The sequence below is a fragment of the Collinsella acetigenes genome (assembly GCF_012844445.1).
Taxonomy (GTDB): Bacteria; Actinomycetota; Coriobacteriia; order Coriobacteriales; family Coriobacteriaceae; genus Collinsella; species Collinsella acetigenes.
The window spans coordinates 201,342-224,446 of the sequence record NZ_JABBCP010000002.1 but is presented as its reverse complement, the minus strand read 5'-3'; the positions used below and the strand labels follow the sequence as shown (position 1 = coordinate 224,446).

Genomic DNA, 23,105 nt, shown 5'->3' with positions numbered 1-23,105 from the left:
CATCACATTTTTGAAAGGTCTGGCTCTGACGCATTCGTTAAAGGATGGCAACTGCGTCAGGAAGCAATATGAAAAAGGACTCCCGAAGGAGCCCTGAGCAATCGATGGTAGCCCGTACCGGATTCGAACCGGTGATCTCCGCCTTGAGAGGGCGGCGTCCTGAACCGCTAGACGAACGGGCCATATGTAAGATGCACTGGCTGGGATGGAGGGAGTCGAACCCCCATTGACGGAACCAGAATCCGCTGTCCTGCCATTAGACGACATCCCAAGATGCATCCAGTCGCGCTCGGCTGCTGCCGTTGCGCAAGAAAGTATATTACGGCAGATGCCAACAGTGCGCAAGCCCAAATTTAAACTTTTTTTCGACGAATTAAAATCCGACCGAAGAGAAGAATCAAAAAAACCGACTATGGAGCCAGACGTCAAACTGGCTTTATAACAAAAAAGGACTCCCGAAGGAGCCCTGAGCAAACGATGGTAGCCCGTACCGGATTCGAACCGGTGATCTCCGCCTTGAGAGGGCGGCGTCCTAAACCGCTAGACGAACGGGCCATGTGCCGAAGCATTGCTGCCTCAATGCGAAAGCTATATTACGGGATACCAAGGTCCTTGCGCAAGGGGTGATTTGAAATCGCCCTAATTTGTGGATGAATCATGAAGAGACGAGGTGGGGGCATCTGCGCAAATGCCGGCCACCCGCGCGAGATAGCGCAGTAAACCATCCCGACGGTTGGCAACGCCACCTTGCATCGTCGCTGTGAGAGCCTGCTCCAGCAGCTCACCGATCCGGCGGCCCGGTTCGACACCCATGGCAATGAGGTCGCGGCCCGAAATAGCCAGGGTCTTTACGCTATATGCCTCACCTGCCTCAAGTAGCTTGTGGAACATCTCTCGCATGTCCTCGACTTCCCACACGTACTCAAAGCAGAGGGCGGACTTGCCCAGCGCGTCGGCACGCTTAAGGTCGAACAGCTCATCCATGAGCCGCGGGGTGTCCACCCCCTCCGCCGCAAAGCGGTTCATCATTCCCAGCACGCTCTTTCGCTCCGCCTTAAGCGGGCGGTCATGATATTTGATAAGAAGACAGGCGTCGCGAATCAAGTCATTTGGCAATGCCAGGCGATGCATGATCTCCTTCGCCATCGTGGAACCAAGCTCGGGATGGCCGTAAAAATGGCCATGGCCTGCCTCGTCCTTAAAAAACGTTTGAGGCTTTCCGATGTCATGCAGAAGAGCCGCCCACATAAGCGAAGGCGAAATAGCAACCGCCTGAGCGTCTCCATCGTCCTGCGCGCGAGCAAGCACACAGGCAACGGTAAGCACACGGTGGGTATGGTCGTAAACATCGTAATCATGATAGATGCTGCACTGGTCAAAACCGCGGCAGGGCGCAAGCTCGGGAATAGCGGCGCACATCACCTCGGGATAGCGCTCAAGAGCATCTCCCCCAAGGCCGGTTGCGAGAACACCCTGCAGCTCAACACCAACACGCTCGCGCGCAACGGCATCGAGCAAGGGCGCGCAATCTGCCAGAGCCTTTCGCGTGGCTGGCTCCACGGTAAAGTCCAGGCGGCAAGCAAAGCGTACGGCACGAAGCATGCGAAGGGCATCTTCCTCAAAACGACGACGCGGCTCCCCCACCGCCCGAATTTCACGACGCGCAAGGTCGCCCACGCCGTCGTAGAGGTCAAGAAGGCCACGAACGGGATGCCACGCCATGGCGTTCACGGTGAAATCGCGACGGGCAAGGTCATCTTCAACTCGCTCAGCCCGGGTTACCTCCTCCGGATGGCGGCCATCGGTATAGAAGCCGTCAAGGCGATACGTGGTGACCTCGATGCGCTCGCCGTCTGCGATGGCGGTAATGCCGCCGAATTTGATACCCGACTCAACCACGCCGATACCCGCAGCCTCAAGCGCTGCCTTGCTTTGCTGCCAAGGGGCCGAGCAGCACATATCGACATCGTGCGAAGACGCATGCATGAGGACATCGCGAACCCAGCCGCCCACGACCCACGCCTCGAGACCCGCCGCCTCGAGCGCGCGCAACACGCGACACGCAGGCCTCGAAAGTCGCGTTCCCTCAAGATCGACATCCTCATATGCGCTGATATCCGCCACCGATTTCCCTTCCTTGTACGTTTCGCCCACCAGTATACCGACTCCGCTCCCCGCCCCCACTCCCCCGTGACAAAAAGTCGACAGGTTTATTTCGTCACATTTTCACGAGTCCTACATATTCAGACGCAGCCGACAGATACTCGCACCATGGCATCCGGGACAAAAAGCGACCGGACTGGCGGTCGCCATCTTTCTTTCGCCCTAGAACAGGAATATATTTGCGATGGTCAGCCGTCGCGTTCCTGTTGTGCCGCATCGCACGGGAACGCATGCATTTGATTGGAGACAAACATGACCATGCACGCCATAGACCCCGCCATAACCCGGGAAACATCAGCCCGCATCGCGCAGGACCGCGCTACTGTCATTGCCCGCAATGCCGCCAGTTCATGCGGCATCCGAGCCGCTGCGCACAATCCGCAGGCAGCATCGCTCGCCTCGACCACCTTTGATGTGCAGCTCAAGCAAGGCGACGTCACCAACCAAAAACGCTCCGGTCGCTGCTGGATGTTCGCCAGCCTCAATACCATGCGCTACCGCATCATCAAAAAACTCGGCATCAAGACCTTTGAACTTTCGCAGGCATATCCCCTCTTCTGGGATAAATACGAGCGTGCCAACTGGTTCTTCGAAAACATTATCGCCACCGCCAATCAAGACCTTGCCGGCCGCGAGGTGTCTTTCCTGCTAGCAGACCCGCTGTCTGACGGTGGCCAGTGGGACATGTTCCGCTCGCTCGTTAAAAAATACGGCGTGTGTCCCAAAGAGGCTATGCTGGAAACGGCAAACTCCTCCAATACCCGTGACCTGGATAAATATCTCACCCGTTATCTGCGTGCATGTGCAAAGAAACTCCGCGAGGCGGTGACTGCTGGCCAAACCACAGAAGAGCTGCAGGCGACTAAGAACGAGATGCTCTCCGATGTCTATCGCGCCCTTGTGATCTGCTTGGGCGAGCCACCTGCGTCATTTGACGTCCGCATCCGCGATGAAAAGGGCGAACTCAAGGCATCGGGAACCTATACACCGCAGGAGTTCTTCCGCGAGTACGTGGACATGGACCTCGATAGCTATATCTCAATCATCAATGCGCCCACGCCCGACAAGCCTTATTACCGCTCCTACACCGTTAAATACCTGGGAAATGTCGCCGAAGATGGCGGTGTGCGATACGTAAACCTCCCCATCGAGTCACTCAAGCGCGTGGCGGTAGCGCAGATGCACGATGGCCTGCCCGTGTGGTTTGGCTCCGACGTGGACCAGGGATTTGATTCCGAGCGCGGTCTGCTCGACCCCGCCTCGATCGATGTGGACGCGCTCTTCGGCCTGCCTATCGAGGCCGGTCTCAACAAGGGCGATCGCTTGCAATACGGCGAATCGCTCATGACGCATGCCATGACCCTGCAGGGCGTGAGCCTAGATGCGGCGGGCGAGCCAACCTCTTGGCGCATTGAGAACAGCTGGGGCGATGATCACGGCCACGACGGCTATGACATCGGCTCCGCCGCATGGTTTGACGAGTACGTTTACCAGGTGGTCGTAGACAAGAAATACCTTACGCCCGAAGAGCTCACCGCCTTCGAGAGCGACCCAATCGAGCTTGCCCCCTGGGACCCCATGGGATCTCTTGCCTAATGTGACAAAAAGTCGACAGGTTTATTTCGTCACATTTTCATCGGTTCTTCACAATCGTTGAATGACACCCCTGCCAATACCCGTCAAGCGCTCCAGCTCACGTATGCTGAAGCCGCGTGCCCTTAAATCTCTCAAAAGATTATCGCGCTCGGGTTTTGGCAGGGCTTTTATCTTCGCGGGACTTGCGACGCCATGTTCGGTCAAGACCTCAACTACGCGTGGGTCATGACGAAGCTCCTCCAGTTCCTCCTCCGCAGGATCCCATATGGGCAAGATATTGTTCGTAAAGGCAACAAAGCCGCGCGGTCCGCCAATCAGATCAAGCACCACAGTCGTATCCGCAAGCCCTTCTTCACCGCGCGCGTACTGGCCATAGCTGCTCCATCGATAACACCAGGAAGGCTCAATACCAGCTTTTTGCGGGTTATCGTGAATATAGCGAACGGTCTCGAGCAACTGTGCGTCGCTTTTAATCGGCTCGCTCCAAAATCTCGCATCAAAAAGATGACCAGAATGACCCGTCTTGCGATTGTATATACGCGCATACGACGAGAGAACCGCTTGAAAAGCAGCAGATAATGCTTACTCTCGATCGAGTAACGCCAGATGAAAATGGTTGCCCATCAGACACCACGCGATAACAACGATATGCTTTTGCGCGAAAACCTCCTCAAGTTTTTGCAGCAGGAGAAGCCGGTCATCATCGTCCTCGAAAATCAGCTGGCGGCCATTGCCACGAGCGATTGCGTGATAGTAGCCAGATTCCGAGATTTTACGCGCGTCTGTTGCCATAATGCCCCCTCAGTTAATTGCATTTGACCACAGATTAGAAAAAGCAGCTTTTAACAGGAGAAACAATGGCGAACGGTATCTGCGGAAATTCCGCTCCTTCAAATAAAAAAGATCGCAACATCTAACACAAATCAAACATGGCTGCTTGCAATGGCCAAACAAGACGGCGCAAAACAAAAGGACCCGCCGATAATTCACGGCGAGTCCATATCTCAAAGGCCATATTCAGTAAAAATCGGCCAACGGCGGAATGTGACATAATAAACCTGTCGTCTTTTTGTCACATTTAGGCAATCGCGCGAACCTCGACGTGCTGGCGATACTCGTCGACCTTGGCAAAATCGCCCTGGCCTGCACACTCAACAACATTGGCACCCGTCGCCATGGCCAAACGCAGAGCATCCTCAACGTGCTCGGGATCGTCATGCCACATGGACAGAAACGCTGCGAGCGTAGAATCGCCTGCACAAACCGTCGAAAGCACCTTTACCGGCACCGTGCAGCGCGCATACCAGATATGCTTGCCGTTGGAGAAATACGCCCCCTTGCCACCAAGCGTGAGCAGCACGTTTTTGGCACCCTTCTTATGAAGCTCGGCCATCGCGTCCACAACCGTCTGCTCGTCTTCAAGCGAAACCTCGAGACCAAAGATGTCGAGTAGTTCATCGTCGTTGGGTTTGATGAGCAGCGGTTCCTCCGCAATAAGATCGGACAGCTGAGGGCTCGAGATGTCGAGCACAAACTCCGCACCGCGAGCCTTAACGCGCGAGATGACCTGCGAAAGGAAATCTTCGGACGTATGCGGCGGCAGAGAGCCGGAAATAACCAGGCACTCCATATCCTCAAGCGAGTCAATCAGGTCGTATATTTCCTGCTCGTTGGCAGGGTTCACCGCAGCGCCGGCGTTCACCATATTGAACTCGCGGTCCTGAGCGTTAAGAAATACATTCACGCGCGTGATGCCATCGGTCCACACAGGGTGCACGTCGACGCCCTTGGCCTCGGCGCCTTCGACGATAAAGCGGCCGGAAAAGCCAGCAAAAAAGCCAAGAATAGCGGTGTCTTTACCAAAGTGATGCAAAGCAAAAGAAACATTCAGACCCTTGCCGTTCGGGCTGTAGACTGCGTCGCGCGTGCGCGTGACGCAGTTGGGCTCCAAGCCATCGCATGTAATGTTGTAGTCGATCGCAGGATTAGCGGTAAGGGTGTAGATCATGATGTCTCCTTTATATGGTCCACGAGGCGAAATTGCTGTGTAAAACCGCTCCTAGCGTACCAAATCGAAGACCCGCGAAAGCCCTGTCCAAAAACAAACAAACACGACAAAAAGCGAAAGACGGGCTGCGATGCACGCCGGCGGCGAGCATTCAGACATCGACCATCTACCTGCGCAAACTCCTGCCAACGGTCGATTTAAACCCGTGAACGGTATAATGTGACAAAATAAACCTGTCGAATTTTTGTCACATTAATAAGGCCGGGTGCCATAGGGGGATATAGCACCCGGCCTAAAAGACCGACAATATGTTCGAAACGAGGCGGAAGCCTTACGTCCTACAGACGAGGAAGCTTGCGGACCTCGATGCGCTTGCTGTACTCATCGACATGCGAGAAGTCGCCCAGACCAACGCTCTCTGCAACGTTTGCGCCGGTAGCAAGAGCGAGCTTCAAAGCGCTCTCCACGTTGTCGCGATCGTTATACCACATGGTGAGGAACGCGGCGAGCGTGCAGTCGCCGGCGCACACGGAAGAAACCAGCTTGATGTTGAACTGACGCTTGGCATACCAGATGTCCTCGCCGTTGGAGAAGTACGCGGAGCCACGGCTACCCATCGTGAGCAGGACGTTTTGCACGCCCACCTCGTGAGCCATGGCAAGAGCGCGGCGAGCGTCGTCATCGGTATCGATGGTGACGCCAAAAATCTCGCGCATCTCGTGATGGTTGGGCTTGATGAGCAGCGGCTTTTTAGAGGCAAGCGTCTTGAGCTTGGAGCTGGAGAGGTCAAGAACCACATCGGAACCACGCGCATGGGCATGATCCATGACCTTGTCCAGGAAGTCTGGTGAGGCCTTGGGCGGCACAGAGCCGGAAACAACCAGGCAGTCAAGGTTACCCGCGGTATCCAAAATGTCGTAGAGTTCCTGCTGAGCCTGCGGAGTAAGCGGAGCGCCCGGGTTCAAAACGCCGTACTCGTGCTCGCCATCGTTGAGATACGAATTGATGCGGGTGATGCCGTCGGTCCACACCGGGCGGCAGAGGCAGCCCATGTTCATGGTCTCATCGACAATAAAACGACCGGTGAACCCAGCAAAAAAACCGAGCGCGACGGAATCGACGCCAAATTTCTTAAGGGCAAACGACACGTCCAGGCCTTTGCCATTGGGCGTGTAGCTAGCATTGCTCGAACGAATGTTTTCGTCGGGCACGAGCGTCTGACAGGAAACCGTCATATCGACGGCCGGGTTAGCGGTTAGCGTGTAAAACATAGGTCCCCCTAACTTAAATACAAGGCCGTACGGCATGGGTATCCACACCGTACGACCTTGCAGATTACCTATCTCATGACCTACGCACGATTAACGAGCGTTAGCCTCGAGAAGTGCCTTGACCTCTTCGGCAGTGTCAAGCGCCAGGGCCTTCTCGGCAAGAGCATCGGCATCGGCCTTAGACCACTGGGAAATGGTCTTGCGGGCGCGCAGGATGCTCGGCGCAGACATGGAGAACTCCTCCAGGCCAAAGGAAATGAGCACCGGCTCCAACAGCGGATCGGCAGCGGCCTCGCCGCACATGCCGACCATGATACCGGCTTTGACGCCGCTCTCGATGATGTTCTTGAGCGAACGGAGAACGGCCGGGTAGTACACCTGGTACAGGTTGGAAATGGTATCGTTACCACGGTCGGCACACATCGTGTAGCCGATCAGGTCGTTGGTGCCGATGGAGAAGAAGTCGGCCTCCTGGGCCAGCTTGTCGGCGATGAGGGAAGCGGCAGGGGTCTCGACCATGATGCCGACCTCGATGTTCTCGTCAAACTCGACGCCCTCGGCCTTGAGCTCAGCCTTGCACTCCTCGACGAGAGCCTTGACGGCGCGGACCTCTTCGACGCAGGTGACAAGCGGGATCATGATCTTGACGTCACCAAAGGCGCTGGCACGCAGCAGGGCGCGCAGCTGGACCTTGTACTGGTCGGGGTTGGCCAGGCAGTAACGCACGGCGCGGAAGCCCATGAAGGGGTTTTCTTCCTTGACCATGTGCAGGTACGGGATCTCCTTGTCGCCGCCCACATCGAGCGTACGGATGATGACAGGGTTACCCTTGAGAGCGGTAGCGACCTTGCGATAAGCCTCGAACTGCTCGTTCTCGGAAGGAAGCTCCTTGGCATCCATGAACAGGAACTCAGAGCGGAACAGACCGATAGCCTCTGCGTCGTGCTCGAGAGCAGCGGTAACGTCGTCGGGGCTACCGATGTTGCAAGCAAGGATCTTCTTCACGCCGTCAGCGGTGACGGTCTCCTTGCCACGATAGGCCTCGAGAGCCTTCTTCTCGGCAGCGAAGGCCTCGGCGCGGGCGGTGTAATCGGCAAGGGTGGCCTCGTCGGGATCGGCAACGACAACGCCCTTGGAGCCGTCGACGATAACGGTCATGCCGTTCTTGAGCTCGGTGCAGGAATTCTCGACGGAAAGGACCGCAGGAATCTCGAGAGCGCGAGCGATGATGGCAGAGTGAGAGGTGCGACCGCCGGTCTCGGTAACGATAGCGGCAACGTTCTTCTTGTCGATGGTGGCGGTCATAGAAGGCGTGAGGTCATGCACGCAGATGACGGTGCCGGCAGGCAGCACGGAAAGGTCGACGACCTCGCGACCCAGCAGCTCAGCCAGAAGACCGGTGCGGATGTCGGCGATGTCGGCAGCGCGCAGACGGAACATCTCGTCGTCCATGGAGAGGAACATGTTCTCAAACATGGTGGTGGTGTCGACGAGTGCCTGCTCAGCGCAGGTGCCGGCGTCGATAGCCTGGTTGATCTGATCGCTCATGCCGGGGTCCTGAGCCAGCGCGATGTGACCGATCATAATCTCGGCCTCGTGCTCGCCCACAGAGACCTTCATGGCCTCAGCCTGAGCCTCGGTCTTCTGGCAGAAGACGTCGAGGGCCTTAGCGTAGCGCTCCTTCTCGGCAGCAGCGTCCTCAACGGCGTGCGCCTCAAAGCTCAGATCGGGCTCGACAGCAACGGCAACGGTGCCGATACCGATACCCTCGGAAGCGTTTACTCCCTTGTACATGCAGATGTCCTCTCTCTTTGGCGCCCCCGTCGGGCGCCCCTCTCTCTTTGGTGCCCAGATGCGGCACCGCATAAAATAACGCAGGCACTCACCCTCATGGGGCGGGCACCTGCGCTATGTTACCTAAAATTACAGAGCATGATGTGCAAATTACTCGCCCAAGCCGCTCTTGATGAGCTCGATAGCGGTGGACAGGGCATCGGCCTCGTCCTCGCCATCGCAGCGAATCTCAACCTCGACGCCGCTCTTGATGCCGGCAGCCATCAAGGCCATGGGGCTCTTGCCATTGACCTCGCGAGTAGAACCCTCGTCCGTGACCGCGACAACCTTCACATCGCAAGCGAACTTGCCCATGGTGGAAGCAAACAGACCGGCGGGACGCATATGCAGGCCCTGGGGGTTGATAAGGGTGACCTTCTCGGAAACCATGACGACTCCTTTTTAACCGATCACGCACAGCATGCGGCCATGCGTGAAACATACCTCGCATAGTTTACCTCAAAGAGGGGCTAACCCCCAAGTATGCGAGAAGACATCAGGTTTATTTACACACCCGGCCGCAATGGGAAGAAAAGGACTGCTCAACGGCAAAATGTGACAAAATAAACCTGTCGTTTTTCTGTCACATCATGAAAAAGGCGCGCCGCAGGGGTGGACCTGCGACGCGCCCGTTAGGCAACGTTTTGCTCTAGACGCGCTAGATGCTGTTAAGCAAGACGGTCGCTAATGGCAGCGAGCACCTGGGAGGTCTCGGTAGCGCCCTTGACGGTGGTACGGAAATCCTCGTCCATAAGCGCCTCGGCAACCTTGGAAAGAAGCTTGAGGTGCGTGGTGCCCGACTGAGCCTCGGGGATGAGCAAGGCGATAGCCACATTGACCGGAGCCTGATCCATGGTGTCCCAACCGGTAACGCCCGAATCGTCCTTGACCACAATGACAGCGGGGGCCTTAACGGCAGCGCACTTGGCATGCGGGATGGCAAAGCCGTCCATCATGCCCGTGGTCCCCTCGCTCTCGCGAGCAAGGAAGGCCTGCATGAGCGCGTCGGCGTCATCGGCGATACCGTTCTTCACAGCCTCGTTGGAGATAAAGGAGAGCACGTCGTCACGACCAGCGAAGTCCTGGCCCAAGAAGATGTTCTCCTCTTTGACGAAGCCATCGGCAGCGGGGGCCTCGGCGGGTGCGGCCACAGCGGCGGCAGGAGCAGCCTCGACGGCAGGCGCAGCCGCCTGCTTCTTGCCGTACTCGACCTTCTTGAAGAGCACGAATAGGATGCCGCCCACGATGGCGCCGATCAGGATGGCGATAACCCACTGCAGGCCGCCATCCACGACGGGCAGCACGAGGAAGCCGCCGTGGGGTGCCGGATCGTGCACGCCAAAGAAGATGGTGAGGATAGAGGCGATAGAGGAGCCGATCATCATGATGGGCATGACAGGCCAGATGTTCTTGGTCATGAACGGAATGGCGCCCTCGGTGATGTGCGTGCAGCCCAGGATGAAGTTGACGACACCGGCGTCGTGGTCTTCCTGGCTAAAGTACTTCTTGCCCACAACCACGGCAAAGGTGGTGATCAGCGGAGGAACGATGCAGGCAGCAGAAACAGCAGCCATGAAGTTGGTGCCAAAGTTGTAGGTATCGGTGCCAACGCCCGCAGCCAGAGCCTCGGTAAGCATAGCGGTACCGGTGACGTATGCGGCCTTGTTGACCGGGCCGCCCATGTCAAAGGCGCACATGCAGCCAATGGCCAGGCCCAGGACAATGGGGCCAGAGGCCGAGAGGCCCTTAAGGAAGTCCATCATGGCCGTGTTGATGGCAGCCATGGGACCAGAGATGCCGAGCATAACCATACCCACGATGAACGTAGAGAACAGCGGGTACAGGAAAATGGCCTTCAGACCATTGAGGTTCTGAGGCAGCTTGGCAAAAACCTTCTCCAGCAGCAGGATAACGTAACCAGAAAGGAAACCGCCAACGATGCCGCCGAGGAAGCCGAAGCCCACGCCCGAGCCACCGGCGTCAATCAGACCGGTCTCGGGCGAGACGGGCAGGCCAGTGATGGCGATCATACCGGCAACAAAGCCGGGAACGAGCGCCGGACGCTTGCCGATGGATTCGGCGATATAGGCCGAAAGCACGGGAACCATGAGGTTCATGGCAATGCCGCCGATGATCTTGAGCATCGCGGCGAAGGTGTTGTACTGGACGTTCGTAGAGTCGAACGACATGATGCCCCATAGGAACGACACCGCGGTAAGCACGCCACCGGCGACGACGAACACGAGCATATGGGAAACGCCGTTCATAAGGTGCTTATAGAGCTGGTGTCCGATGGACTCCTTCTCCTCTGCAGCGTCGTCTGCAGCAGCGACGACCTTAGAAGCGTCACCCTTGGCAGCCAGGGCGCGGTCGATCAGGGCACCTGCGGCCTCGACGGACAGAGCCTTGGACACGCCGACCGTCACCTGGGGCTTACCGGCAAAACGCTCTGCCTGAACGTCCTTGTCGGCGGCGACCACGACGGCACGGGCGCCGGCGATCTCTGCGGGGGTAAGCTCGTTTTCGATTCCAACCTGGCCGTGGGTCTCAACCTTGATGGTGAGCCCGCGCTCAGCCGCAGCCTTCTCCAACGCTTCCTTTGCCATAAAGGTATGCGCGATGCCGGTCGGACAACCGGTTGCCGCGATAACGTCATACTGCTGAGCCATACGTCCCTCCTTCTCTCTAGAAGTGAGCGCCCTCCCCTTTTGGGCGCTGCATCCTCGATCATCCGCAAGACGTGCAACGCGCACTCCTCCCGGGTTTTCGCCGAAAATCATAGCACGTGCGTACACGGCTTCTTCACAGCGGATGACCGTACATGGTGAAAGGTTCTTTCACAGCTGTGAACGGTGTTTGAAATGTTCTCGTCAAATACCAGCTCAAGCACTGTGATAATGATTTCAGCAACTTGCTGACCAGTACCGTTCACCGAAAAATGGAGGTTCACATGGCGTCAGGAGAGCTCAGTGCGCTATCGCTCATCAGCTCAACCCGTGAATTCTCGGGGACCGAGCAGCGCATCGTAGATTACATCCTGGATCACCGCGAAGAGGCACCCACGATGACCGCCGCGCAGCTCGCACGCCGCAGCGGAACCTCCGAAGCCACGATCTCGCGTTTTTGCAAGCATCTGGGGTTCGACAACTACCGCAGCTTCCAGTTCTCGCTGGGCCGCGACCTCACGCTCAAGCACGACGGGCTTGACCTCGATGGCGAGATATCGCTCGACAACGTAGAGGATTCACTCAAAAGCATCCTTGCCACCAAGATGGGCGAGCTCGAGGCCACACTGCGCGGCATCAACGGCGCCTGCGTGCGCAATGTGGTGAAGCGCCTGGCGGGCGCCAACGTCATACAAATCGCTGCCGTAGGCAACACCAATTCTGTGGCACTCGACGCCACGTTCAAGTTCTCGCAGCTGGGCCTGCGCTGCACCACACATGAGGTGAACGAGATCGCCGTGGGCTTTGCCCTCACTATGCAGCCCAAGGACGCCTTGCTCGTAATCTCCAATTCCGGACGCTCCCAGCGCCTGATGCGCGTAGCCCAGGCCGCCAAAAACCGTGGCGCCTGCGTAATCGCCATCACGGGCGACGAGCAGTCTCCCCTCGCCCGCCTGGCATCGTACGTGCTGCGCACCGTAAACCACGAGGCGCTGCTCACCACGGGCGACTTCGCGTTTTCCAAGATCTCGGCCATGGCGATAATCGAGACGCTCTACTACTTCTTGCTGCACGAGGTCGAAGACGGCCGCGAGCATATCAGCCGTTACGAGGAGCTTATCCAGCCAGACAAGGATGTGGAGTAACGAAGGCGGACGAGTAGGCCCAGATTACGGAATGATTATCCCATACATGAAGCAGCAATCCCGAAGCTTTATTTGTCATATCGCGAGACGGACCGGCACGGTATAATCAGGTGCGCATGCGCCATTAGCTCAGTTGGATAGAGCAGGGGACTTCTAATCCCAAGGTCGTTGGTTCGAATCCGACATGGCGCACCCCAACGTTTACGGATACGCCTCGTGCAGCAAGTGCTGTGCGGGGCGTTTTTTGATGGCGGGCGCAACCGGCAGTCAAGCAGAACACTGTTGGAACAAGAGTGCGGTGGTAACAACGAGCTGAACAGCTATGCATGCGCACTTGCGGAGGGCTTTCATAGCACAGGTCCTTCTTCTCGCGGGGTGCCAGTCATCCGCTCTCGATGACACGCCCGTGCACGGACCAGATGTTGAGCAACAAATGCGAGCAGCTGTTTTCCTACAACGAGCGGACCTGCACGCATTTCGGCAGGACCCATCAACAAACACAAAGAATTAGCGCTTAGCCGAGTTACGTTACACTAGAGAGACTAATTGATATCTGGGCAAAGTACGGAGGGCGCCCATGGCCAACATGTCAAGCATGCCCACGTTTTACATCATCGTTCCCGGGTTTAACGTGTCCAAATACCTCAACGACCTGGCTCAATCGCTTTTGCGTCAATCCTACAAAGGTCCCAAAACAGTCATCTTTGTAGACGATGGGTCGAGCGACAACACGCTGCAGATTATGGAAACTCTTGACATCGAGGGATATCGCAAACATGTTATCCCCATTGACCATGGCGGCCTGTCCATTGCCCGAAACGCGGCGCTCACTTGGGTCACGAGAAACGCAGATAACGGCTATATCATCTTCCTTGATGCCGACGACATGCTCACGGACAATGCGCTGCAAACTATCGCCGATCGCATAGCCCACGAACACCTAGACATCCTAACTTTTAATACCCAGGTGTTCTACGAAGACGCACAGCTGGAGCAATCACTTCCAACATATCGAACCTATTATCAAAGAACCGGTTTGTATCCAAACGCGCTAACCGGTCCGGAATATCTATCGGCGATACTTGCGAACGGCGACTTTCGCCCCAGTGTATGCCTAAGGACATTTAACGTCGGCTTTCTAAGGAAAACGCAGCTCGCCTTTTATCCGGGCATCATCCACGAGGACAATCTTTTTAGCTTCCAAGCTCTGTTGCTTGCCAAATCGGTTCGATACATCGACCAGCAACTTCACCTTCGGCGCATACGCAGTAGCTCAATTATGACTACGCCGGCGAGCGTAGCGAACCTTGACGGCTATTTTCGATGTGCCATCGAGACCATAGACTTTATTGGGCAGCACCGTTCCACCGCCGCATCTGTCGACGATTGCGCTGCGCTAATCGGCATGTGGATCGATGCCGCAGTGGATCACTACAATGTCATCGACGCCAATCAAATACAAAAACTCATATCGAGCTACACACCGCACGATCAAGTCCTGTTCGCCATACTCGTTCAAAAGCGCATTCAGACATGCCAAGAGCACGAGGACCCTATTGTGCAAACGGCGATCGAGGCGCAAACAAAAGCAGAAAACGCGGTGAGATTGCAGTTCGAAAATAGCATCTCCTATAAACTAGGAAGAGCTCTAACCGCTATCCCGCGAAAGCTGCTCGGCCGATAGGCCAAACCAACTTACGCCGTGGCGGCTTACATTAAGTCAGAAACATCAACTATGCCGGGAGGCACCTATGAACATATCAGTCGCAGGCCTTGGCTATGTGGGCCTTTCGCTTGCCTGCCTGCTTTCCAAGCACAACGATGTCACGGCCATCGATATCGACGAGCGCAGGGTCGCCGATATCAACAACGGCATCTCCCCTATTAAGGACCCATTCATCGAGGACTATCTGGCGCAGCGTCCCGCCACGCTGAGGGCGACCACCGGCCCAGCCAAGGCTTATGTCGATGCGGACTATATCGTCATCGCCACGCCAACTAACTACGACGACGTCACACACTACTTTGACACCTCGAGCATCGAGAACGTCCTCGACCTCGCCGAGGAGCTTAATCCCAATGCCGCCATAGTCATTAAGTCCACCATCCCCGTTGGCTACACCAAAGATATAAGCGCTAAGTATCCCAAGCTCCAGATACTCTTCTCCCCCGAGTTTTTGCGCGAGGGCCACGCGCTGGAGGACAATCTCCACCCCAGCCGCATCGTCGCCGGCATTACAAAAGATGCCGACCGAAAGGCGGCTCAGACCTTCGTCGATCTTTTGGACGAAGGCTCCGAGGATACAGGGACGGAAATCCTGGTAACAGGCTCGACGGAGGCCGAGGCCATCAAGCTCTTTGCCAACACATATCTGGCGCTGAGAGTTTCGTACTTCAACGAGCTCGACACCTACGCCAAGAGCAAGGGCCTAAACACGCGCGATATCATCCAGGGCGTTTGCCTAGATCCGCGCATTGGAACCCATTACAACAACCCCAGCTTTGGCTACGGCGGCTACTGCCTGCCCAAGGATTCCAAGCAGCTCCTCGCCAACTTCCAGGATGTTCCCCAAAACCTGATTCGCGCCATCGTCGATTCCAACAGCACACGCAAGCAGTTCATCGTGGACCAGGTTCTGGCAATGCAGCCAAAGGTCGTCGGCGCGTTCCGCCTGACCATGAAAAGCGGCTCGGACAACTTTAGGCAAAGCTCGACGCTCGATGTGATCGACCAGCTCAAGGCGCACGGGGTCGAGGTCATCGTCTACGAGCCCACCAGCACACTCGCCGAGCTCCAGGGCTGCCGCGTGGTCAACGACCTAACAGCGTTTAAGCAGGCGAGCGACGTGGTCATCGCCAACCGTTACGACCGAGTCCTCGACGACGTAGCGGAGAAGGTCTACACGCGAGACCTCTGGCAGAGGGACTGACGAGGCGATGGCGGGGGCACGCCCGCAAACCCAGACGACTCACAAACATATTGATAGCAAGAAGGGGTTCAGTTCACTACAGGTATACTTAGAATTTATTAGGATCTAAGGGGTACCGATTTTGGATTATTCAGATACTGCAGTCATTATTCCCTGCTACAACGAGGCCGTCACCATAGACAAGGTTACCGGCTTCGTCCTCGATTCCGTAGCCACGGTAGAAAGAAAGCAGTGGAAACTCCAGCTATATAAAACACACTACCCCAACGGCAAGTAAGCCCGACCCTAGCGCTCAAAGGTCTCAAATCGTTGAGTATCTCTCCAGCCCCCGTCCAAGCACACCACGAGCCAAAGGACATGAAATGCCTATCGTCTCCGTTATCATCCCAAGCTATAACGCGGCAGATTATATCGCGCAAACGCTAGAGAGCGTCCTCGCTCAAACGCTGCCCGATATTGAGGTCATTGTGGTTGACGACGGATCGACGGATACCACGCGCGAGGTTGTAGCGAAATTTGCCAATAACGATTCGCGCGTTGCACTTATCGAGCAGACAAACCAGTTTGCCGGCGTAGCTCGCAACAATGGTATGTCCAAGGCTCGGGGTAAGTATCTCTACTTTCTCGATGCCGACGACTATATTGAAAACACTGCGCTCGAAGAGCTTGTAAATGCCATTGAGCAGCATGGGGCAGACATCGCCATCGCCAAATCCGAAGGATTCGACAACACAACGGGCGACACATGGACTATCGAAGGCGCGCTCAACGGCATGGACTTCTATCGCCCCGTTGCGCACGCAGACTATTGCGACAAGCTATTCCAAAGCTTTATCGGCTGGCCGTGGGACAAGCTGTTCCGCAAGGAGTTTATCGACAAAACAGCGCTTACGTTTCAGCCACTCAGGACCACCAACGACGCCCTCTTTGTCTTTTGCGCGCTAGCGCTGGCAGACACCATCGTGTGCCTAGACTCCGTGCTGTTCCACCATCGAACCAACAACAAGAACTCGCTGGAAGGCTCTCGCGCAAAGAGCTGGAACAATGCACTCTGCGCCATTCGCGCTATCGGCGACATGCTGGGCGAATCCACGCACGGTAAGGCCTGCCTCAATTCTTATTACCGTTGGATCCTCAACTATTCACTGTGGACCATCGAGAGCTTACCCAGTGCAGAGGCCGATGCCTACCTTACCGAAATTGAGCCCGTCATTCACGCTATCCCTCAAAATGCCGAGCCCAATTTGGACCCCTATGAAAACAAGCTTAGAGAATTGCTGGACTTAAACAGGGCAAAAGTCATCTCTTGCTCCATCACCGCGCTCAAAGAAAGAGATAAGGCCCTTTGCGATCGGGAGAAATTCGAGCGTGCACTCGAGGCGGAACGGCTCCAGTACGACACATGGCGAGTCGAAGCCGACCAAAAGCTCGCAGCTGTATATAAGTCACATTCATACAAGCTGGGAAACGCGTTGCTCGCGCCTCTGAGCAAGATAAAGGATATTGCAAGACGCTAACTAATACGCAGAAGCCCGCGAAACGAGAAAGATTGATTCACTTGACTACAAATCCTTCGATACCCACCATCTCCGTCGTTCTCCCCGTCTATAACGGCGAAAGCTATCTGGAAACAACGCTCAAGAGCATCCAGGCGCAAACATTTTCCAACTTTGAGGTCTTATGCGTAAACGATGGATCGAGCGACAACAGTCTTGGCATCCTTCAGGCGTTTTCCCAAGCAGATGAGAGGTTCCGCGTCTTTACGCAAGAAAACTCCGGCCCCGGCGTTGCACGCAATACCGGACTCGACGCCGCAACGGGAACATACGTCATCATGCTCGATGCCGATGATATTTACGAGCCAACGCTATTAGAGGAACTGTACGCAAGCGCACAAACGCATGATAGCGACGTTGTTGTATGCAGGTCCTCGCAATTTGACGACGCCACCGGCACTCCCGTCGATTCGTGGTGGACTATCAACATTGCGCAGATTCCCGACCAACCAGTTTTTAGCGCGACGGACATGCGCGACTATATCTTTACCGCATTTATCGGCTGGCCGTGGGACAAACTGTACCGACGCTCGTTTATCGAGGCAAACGCCATTCGATACCCAAAGCTCACCAATAGCGAAGACTTGTATTTTGTCTTCCTCTCCCTGGCGCTCGCATCCAAGATTTCCGTAGTCGATACCCCGCTTATCAGCCACAGAGTCAACCGCTCCGGATCGGTGTCGGGTTCCCGCGCAAAAGACCCCCTCGCTTTCTACGAGAGCACCTGTCTGCTCAAAACTGAGCTCAAAAAGCATCCCAGTCTATACGAGAAGACCTCATGGGGTTTCCTCAATTGGGCGATAGGCTACTTGGTATGGAATATCGAGACCATGGACGATGATAACGGTCGTCAAATTCAGCTTAGGGCACTTGCGAACGACGAGTTCCCGGAGCTCGAAATTGGGCTCCATTCCCCCGCCTTCTTTGGATTAGAGCCGACGGTTTACGGACGATATCGCACACTTGTTGAAGAGGCGGTGGGTAACGACGAGGCCAGTCCAGGCGGTCCAAACCAGCAAAAGCACCATCGCATTATTCCCCGTTTGATAAAATTCCTTGAGGGAATCCAGTACGATGGCTTTTTCCGAACCTTGGGCAAGAGCTTTGGTTGGTGCAAGCGAAAGCTCCTAAAGCAGGCGGTGTCACAACCAAGCCCCCAGATAAAACGAGGTTCCGATTTTGCTATCACAGGCAAAACCGCAAGCAAGAACTAGTCCTTACCCATTTAAGGAGATTGTTATATGAGCAATACAACGCCAAAAGTATCTGTCGTAATGCCGATTTACAATGCCGAGCCCTATCTTGAGCAGGCGCTTGACAGCGTTCTGGCGCAGACCCTTACAGACATCGAAATCGTCTGCGTAAACGACGGCTCTAAGGATACTTCGCTCGAGACTATGCAGCGCTATGCCGCAAACGACACTCGCATCAAGGTTATCGATAAGCCCAATGGCGGCTACGGACACGCCATGAACGTTGGCATGAGCAACGCAACCGGTGAATACGTGGGCATTCTGGAGCCGGACGATTACCTTAAGCCCGATATGTATGAGAAGCTCTACAACCGAGCGATTCAGGATGACTTGGATTTTATTCGCTCCGACTATTACCGTCTTACAACCGACGCCGAGGGCGTTGACCATCTTGAGAAGGAGCCCATCTGCAACAAAAGCTCCTATTACAACAAAGTACTCAATCCGCAGGACAATATGGACCTGTTCAATATCCGCATGGAAAACTGGACCGGTATCTACAAGCGCTCTTGGCTTGTTGAGCACGACATTAAATTCAACGAGAGCCCCGGGGCGGGCTTCCAAGATAACGGCTTTTGGTTCCAGTCCTACTGCTGGGCAACCAGAATCGCCGTTCTTGACGAGGCTTTCTACTGCTATCGACAGGACAACGCCGCATCTTCGATCAACCAGTCCAACAAGGTATTTGTCATGCTCGATGAGTACCAGTGGATCGAGAGCTGGCTGAGGAGCAACCCCGAGCTATGCCAGAAGTTCATTGGCATCTTTGAGTATAAGAAGACCCATAACTGCGAGTTTGCCTTCAGCAGACTCGCCGAAGAGTTCCAGCTCCCCTTCTTGGAGCGATATGCCGCCGAATATAAGGAGGCATTCGACAATAACGAAATCGATGAGAAGCTGTTTTGGCCCGACGAGCTCAAGAGGCTTAAAGCCATCGTTGCAGACCCCAAGGCATACGTGAATGAGCTTCGCAATAGCAAAGACGGCAAATCCGAACTTGACCTTGCCCGTGAAAAGGGCAAGATGGCTGTCTTTTCCTACTACCTCAAGGAAGAGGGACTCGCTTCAGCGCTCAAAAGGGGCCTATCCTCCATTTGCCGATAAACGCAAGACTTCCTTAATGAACGCGTAAAGTCACAGAGTCATGATGCGAGGCCACTTTGGACACATGAGTTACAGCGAAAGCCTTAAAAGTAGCACTCCATCTTTTTCCTTGTGCAACCTTGGCATTCTGGTCTGAAGACATATTTCGATTGCCTTATTCCTTTCCCACAACGGCACATCCGGCCGAATCCAGTTGGACTTCAGGTAATAGCAGCAATCAACCTGTATATCTTCCCGGCCTTGATTCTCCCGCAGCTTATTCCTCAATGGGATAAACGTTCCATAGCAGAAACCAACCCCTGTTTTAAAAAGGTTTACACATGTGGTTCGAATTCAGCATCGCTTTTTTTCTATACATAGCAGTTCTGTTTGTGCCAACTTATTATTTTCTCTCCGCCCTACAGATTGATCAACGCATATCCATTTCGATGGCCCCCGCGATAACGGCCTTCTCCTATTCGTTAAGCGGCATTGTGCTCTATTGTCTAGGACTTAAGTCCTCACCACTGACAATCATCTTTCCTTGGACTTCTCTTTTTCTTGCTGTTGGTATTTTCGTTAGGCTGAAAGACAAGCGCAATTTACTTCAGGATCTACTATTTATAGACTTTCACATTCCCCTTATCTATATCTTTGTCGGCATTTTAGTTACCACTGCAGTGTTTGTAGCCAATCTCGATGGGGCTACCGCTTTCTTCCAAGACGGAACAGATAATTATTATCACCTCAACGCCGTACGAAGCTTTGCACAAAGCGGCGATATGTCTTGTCTGTCTGCTAGCCTTTTTGAACACAGCGCCAGCGCCACTGTTGGCGCCGGTTTTTATCCTGCCGAATGGCATATTCTTGCCGCCCTTTGCATGCAGACACTTAATATTGAACCGACTATTTGTATTAATGCACTCAATACAGCACTTATAGCCGTCGTTTTTCCGCTAGGTCTTTATTCATTTTTAGTATCGATTGATTCGACCAATCGCAACCTTCACATTGCCGGATCCGTTACGACGCTCTCGGTTTGTGCATGCCCTTGGAAATTCGTAATTTGGGGGCCTCTCTATGCCAACCTCTTAGGTCTTGTCTTTATATCAAATACATCTAGCTGCTTTATATCACTTCTCGACGGAAAACATGGTAAACGCGTTAACCTGGCGGCATTATTCGTTACCGGATGCTTCGCTATTGCACTCGCTCAGCCAAATTGCATCATGACCATGGGCGTAATATTGGCTCCATTTTTAATCCGCAGCATATATAAAACATCAAAAGAAAGAGGTTTGCCAGCGGCGTTCTTGGCATGCGCGGCATCCATTGCCATTCTGTTATTTTGGGTCATCTGTCGCAACAGCCCAGTTTTCTCTGGAGTCGCAAATTTCAACTGGGACCCCATCCTAGATGCTAAAAGCGCCACACGCTGCATACTCGAATTGACCCTAATTTATAACAATAACCCACCTCAATGGATTGTGGTCGCCTGTGTACTCTTGGGCATTATTCGACTTGTTTCGTTACGTCGGAATCGATGCTTACTCTTTTCACCGCTTTATTTTGCTATTTCATATATCATCTGCATTTCAAGCAGTGGATTATTAAGAACATATCTCTCGGGATTTTGGTACAACGACTTCTATCGAATCGCGTGCATGTATGGATTGTGCCTAATTCCCCTCGTATCTTATGGACTAGAATTAATTCATAACGCAATTAAATGCACACTTACCAAAATGGGAATAGGTACCAAGGGAATACGTGTCGACTCATTAATCCAAGTGCTATCAATTGCTTTATTTTGTGTTATCTGCTATGGACATAACACTTTTATCCTCTTGCCAAACAAAAATGCAGACTCCTTTGATTTCCTAACCTCAACGATTAAATACCAATACACCCTTACAAGCCCTACCGCCTCCCTAACCATTGGAGACTCGGAGTTCCTTAAAAAGGTTGAAGCAATTACGGGAACTCACAACCTTGTGATTAACGATCCCAATGATGGAAGCGTTTATGCCTACGGACTAGATAACATCAATACCTACTACAGGCGGTTCTTCGCACCGGAAAACAACGATACTTCGGATTTAATTCGAACAAGATTAGCCGACATTTCATTCGATGACCAAGTCAAGGATGCCGTCAAATCAATAAACGCGAAGTACGTTCTTGTCCTCGATTACGATTTCAATGGAAAAAGCGGAACAAAGTACTTTGATTTTTACGAAAGGGACGACTGGAAGGGTATTCACAACATAAACGAAAATACTCCTGGCTTTGAGCTTGTTCTTACCGAAGGCAGCAGACGTCTCTATCGAATAACCGTACTAGATTAATGACGACAACGATTCTAACTTCGTATCCTTGCCTTCTAAGCTCTATTGTCCGAAGCTTGAACAAGCACCGCCAGCGCACTGTGATAGTGTCGCGAAGGTTGGTGTAATGGCCCTTACGACCCCTGCGTCCAGGATTTGAAATCAGTTGATATCCTTGGCAGTCTCTACGTTGACGACAAGCTCCGGGCTGGATTCGATCATCTTCCTGGGCATCTTCTTCAGCTCCGACCAATCGTGTTCCCCGGAGGCGCCGGCCTTGCCCTCTCGAACCGGCGCAGCCATAGCATCGCGGTAGAAGCAGCCGCGAATCCCAGCACCAGGTATTCGCCCGTGTACACAAGCTACCTGTACCGTATCTCCAAACGCAACGGCTGGACAACGACTGCTCCAGGGTTGAACTTCAAAAACGACGCCTCATCATCCACCAGCACGGGGGAAGCCGATTCGGCGGTGCTCACGATCACATCGGATGTCGAAGTAGAAAGCGCGACGGTATCCTTGACCGGTTGCAGGATCAAAAGAAAGATGGCGATCACAATCACCAGAGTGGCAAGCGTCGGGGCCCAGCGAACAAACGACTCGAACCTCAACCGGTCCTTTATCCGAGAGATCTGGAGTCCTGTTATCGCTACAGCATCTAAACCCTTCTATTCACCGCTTCGTTAACGAAGCGGTTGCCCTCAATTGCCACCGACGCGTACGGTAGTGTCGCGTGTTGGCGTAGGGCTCGATTCTCGAAGGTGGCCGCAGGCTGCCCAAGGAAGCAAAAGTCGCCTAGAATGCCGTCATTCTAGCGCATGCCTCGCCGCCTTCCCGCCGACAACGGGGTTGTCCGCCGCAGACGAGCGCGATGAACCTGGCCAGCGCGCTCGGCTGTCGGCGACGCAAGGCGCGAGCAATGTGGTCGCGGCCTTGAAGCCGGTCCTGCCGTGCGGCAACACCTTGAAGCCGTGCGCCTTGATGGTCCTGGCCCTGGACCGGGTGATCCCGGCGCGCCTGGCGAGTTCCGCCAGGTTGACGTCGTTTGGTTTCAGGGCCCCGCCGTTCTCGGCGCGCATGTCCGCCAGGGCCTTGTCTTTAACGTCTTCCAGGCCGTTGCGTTCCTGTTGGTTCATCCATCCTCCTCTCGCTGGTGTATTGGCGTATTTCAGTCTAGGGCGGAGGCGGGGCGCAGCGGCTATATTTGTTCGGCTCGGATTGGCTGAATTAAATCGGCGCAGAGAAAGGCATCGTCAAATCATCCAGTCTCAAGC

Annotated in this window: 19 protein-coding genes and 4 tRNA genes; 9 read left to right on the top strand and 14 right to left on the bottom strand. The window is 54.5% G+C overall.

Translation table 11 applies throughout. From position 1 onward, the window contains the following. Positions 1-105: 105 nt before the first annotated feature. The 4 genes from HF320_RS03970 to HF320_RS03955 all read right to left on the bottom strand — a co-directional run bounded on the left by HF320_RS03970 (position 106) and on the right by HF320_RS03955 (position 2,124). Positions 106-182: transfer RNA gene (locus tag HF320_RS03970), tRNA-Glu, on the bottom strand. A 15-nt stretch (positions 183-197) separates the two neighbouring features. Further along, positions 198-271, bottom strand: a tRNA-Gln gene (locus HF320_RS03965). 207 nt (positions 272-478) lie between these two features. Then, a tRNA-Glu gene (locus tag HF320_RS03960) sits at positions 479-555 on the bottom strand. Positions 556-639: 84 nt separating this feature from the next. Next, positions 640-2,124, bottom strand: coding sequence for a CCA tRNA nucleotidyltransferase (locus tag HF320_RS03955; RefSeq protein ID WP_349290698.1), 1,485 nt, complete (start codon positions 2,122-2,124; stop codon positions 640-642). A 291-nt stretch (positions 2,125-2,415) separates the two neighbouring features. Here HF320_RS03955 and HF320_RS03950 point away from each other — a divergent pair, with 291 nt between their 5' ends. After that, on the top strand, positions 2,416-3,759 hold the full coding sequence (locus tag HF320_RS03950) for a C1 family peptidase (protein WP_169277157.1): 1,344 nt from the start codon (positions 2,416-2,418) through the stop codon (positions 3,757-3,759). 48 nt (positions 3,760-3,807) lie between these two features. On the opposite strand, the gene HF320_RS09070 is transcribed toward HF320_RS03950, so the two are convergent. The 7 genes from HF320_RS09070 to HF320_RS03920 form a co-directional block, all read right to left on the bottom strand. Next, a complete protein-coding gene (locus HF320_RS09070; RefSeq protein WP_248276596.1) occupies positions 3,808-4,215 on the bottom strand; it encodes a hypothetical protein in 408 nt (135 codons plus the stop codon). Between the two features lie 126 nt (positions 4,216-4,341). Beyond that, positions 4,342-4,551, bottom strand: a complete 210-nt coding sequence (locus tag HF320_RS09065; protein WP_248276595.1) for a transposase — start codon at positions 4,549-4,551, stop codon at positions 4,342-4,344. Positions 4,552-4,837: 286 nt separating this feature from the next. After that, on the bottom strand, positions 4,838-5,767 hold the full coding sequence (locus HF320_RS03940) for a 1-phosphofructokinase family hexose kinase (protein WP_169277156.1): 930 nt from the start codon (positions 5,765-5,767) through the stop codon (positions 4,838-4,840). Positions 5,768-6,105: 338 nt separating this feature from the next. After that, entirely contained in the window at positions 6,106-7,038 is a 933-nt protein-coding gene (locus tag HF320_RS03935; protein WP_040220612.1) for a 1-phosphofructokinase family hexose kinase, read from the bottom strand. 90 nt (positions 7,039-7,128) lie between these two features. Beyond that, positions 7,129-8,832, bottom strand: a complete 1,704-nt coding sequence (gene ptsP, locus HF320_RS03930) for a phosphoenolpyruvate--protein phosphotransferase (RefSeq protein WP_169277155.1) — start codon at positions 8,830-8,832, stop codon at positions 7,129-7,131. A 150-nt stretch (positions 8,833-8,982) separates the two neighbouring features. Continuing rightward, entirely contained in the window at positions 8,983-9,261 is a 279-nt protein-coding gene (locus tag HF320_RS03925) for an HPr family phosphocarrier protein (RefSeq protein WP_022387280.1), read from the bottom strand. 278 nt (positions 9,262-9,539) lie between these two features. Further along, a complete protein-coding gene (locus HF320_RS03920) occupies positions 9,540-11,540 on the bottom strand; it encodes a PTS fructose transporter subunit IIABC family protein (protein WP_169277154.1) in 2,001 nt (666 codons plus the stop codon). Positions 11,541-11,821: 281 nt separating this feature from the next. Between HF320_RS03920 and HF320_RS03915 the strand changes: the two genes are divergently transcribed. The 8 genes from HF320_RS03915 to HF320_RS03880 all read left to right on the top strand — a co-directional run bounded on the left by HF320_RS03915 (position 11,822) and on the right by HF320_RS03880 (position 21,852). Beyond that, complete coding sequence (locus HF320_RS03915; RefSeq protein ID WP_169277153.1) at positions 11,822-12,682, top strand: MurR/RpiR family transcriptional regulator; 861 nt, start codon at positions 11,822-11,824, stop codon at positions 12,680-12,682. Between the two features lie 118 nt (positions 12,683-12,800). Further along, positions 12,801-12,874, top strand: a tRNA-Arg gene (locus HF320_RS03910). Between the two features lie 385 nt (positions 12,875-13,259). Next, positions 13,260-14,366 (top strand): glycosyltransferase, encoded by a 1,107-nt coding sequence (locus HF320_RS03905; protein WP_169277152.1) that lies wholly within the window; start codon positions 13,260-13,262, stop codon positions 14,364-14,366. A gap of 67 nt (positions 14,367-14,433) precedes the next feature. After that, the gene (locus HF320_RS03900; RefSeq protein ID WP_169277151.1) at positions 14,434-15,612 is read left to right on the top strand and encodes a nucleotide sugar dehydrogenase; all 1,179 of its coding nucleotides are present in this window, start codon (positions 14,434-14,436) and stop codon (positions 15,610-15,612) included. Positions 15,613-15,974: 362 nt separating this feature from the next. Continuing rightward, positions 15,975-17,129 carry a glycosyltransferase family 2 protein gene (locus HF320_RS03895; protein ID WP_022387288.1) on the top strand — a complete coding sequence of 385 codons (1,155 nt, stop codon included), beginning with the start codon at positions 15,975-15,977 and terminating at the stop codon, positions 17,127-17,129. A gap of 41 nt (positions 17,130-17,170) precedes the next feature. Then, the gene (locus tag HF320_RS03890) at positions 17,171-18,382 is read left to right on the top strand and encodes a glycosyltransferase family 2 protein (protein ID WP_169277150.1); all 1,212 of its coding nucleotides are present in this window, start codon (positions 17,171-17,173) and stop codon (positions 18,380-18,382) included. A gap of 27 nt (positions 18,383-18,409) precedes the next feature. Beyond that, positions 18,410-19,525, top strand: a complete 1,116-nt coding sequence (locus HF320_RS03885; protein WP_169277149.1) for a glycosyltransferase — start codon at positions 18,410-18,412, stop codon at positions 19,523-19,525. Positions 19,526-19,845: 320 nt separating this feature from the next. After that, complete coding sequence (locus tag HF320_RS03880) at positions 19,846-21,852, top strand: DUF6541 family protein (protein WP_169277148.1); 2,007 nt, start codon at positions 19,846-19,848, stop codon at positions 21,850-21,852. Between the two features lie 141 nt (positions 21,853-21,993). Here the strand turns inward: HF320_RS03880 and HF320_RS03875 are convergent, their stop codons facing one another. From HF320_RS03875 to HF320_RS03865, 3 genes are all read right to left on the bottom strand, one after another. Next, complete coding sequence (locus tag HF320_RS03875) at positions 21,994-22,134, bottom strand: hypothetical protein (RefSeq protein WP_169277147.1); 141 nt, start codon at positions 22,132-22,134, stop codon at positions 21,994-21,996. A 59-nt stretch (positions 22,135-22,193) separates the two neighbouring features. Then, positions 22,194-22,442 (bottom strand): hypothetical protein, encoded by a 249-nt coding sequence (locus tag HF320_RS03870; RefSeq protein WP_169277146.1) that lies wholly within the window; start codon positions 22,440-22,442, stop codon positions 22,194-22,196. A 195-nt stretch (positions 22,443-22,637) separates the two neighbouring features. Beyond that, complete coding sequence (locus HF320_RS03865) at positions 22,638-22,967, bottom strand: hypothetical protein (RefSeq protein WP_169277145.1); 330 nt, start codon at positions 22,965-22,967, stop codon at positions 22,638-22,640. Positions 22,968-23,105: the final 138 nt, after the last annotated feature.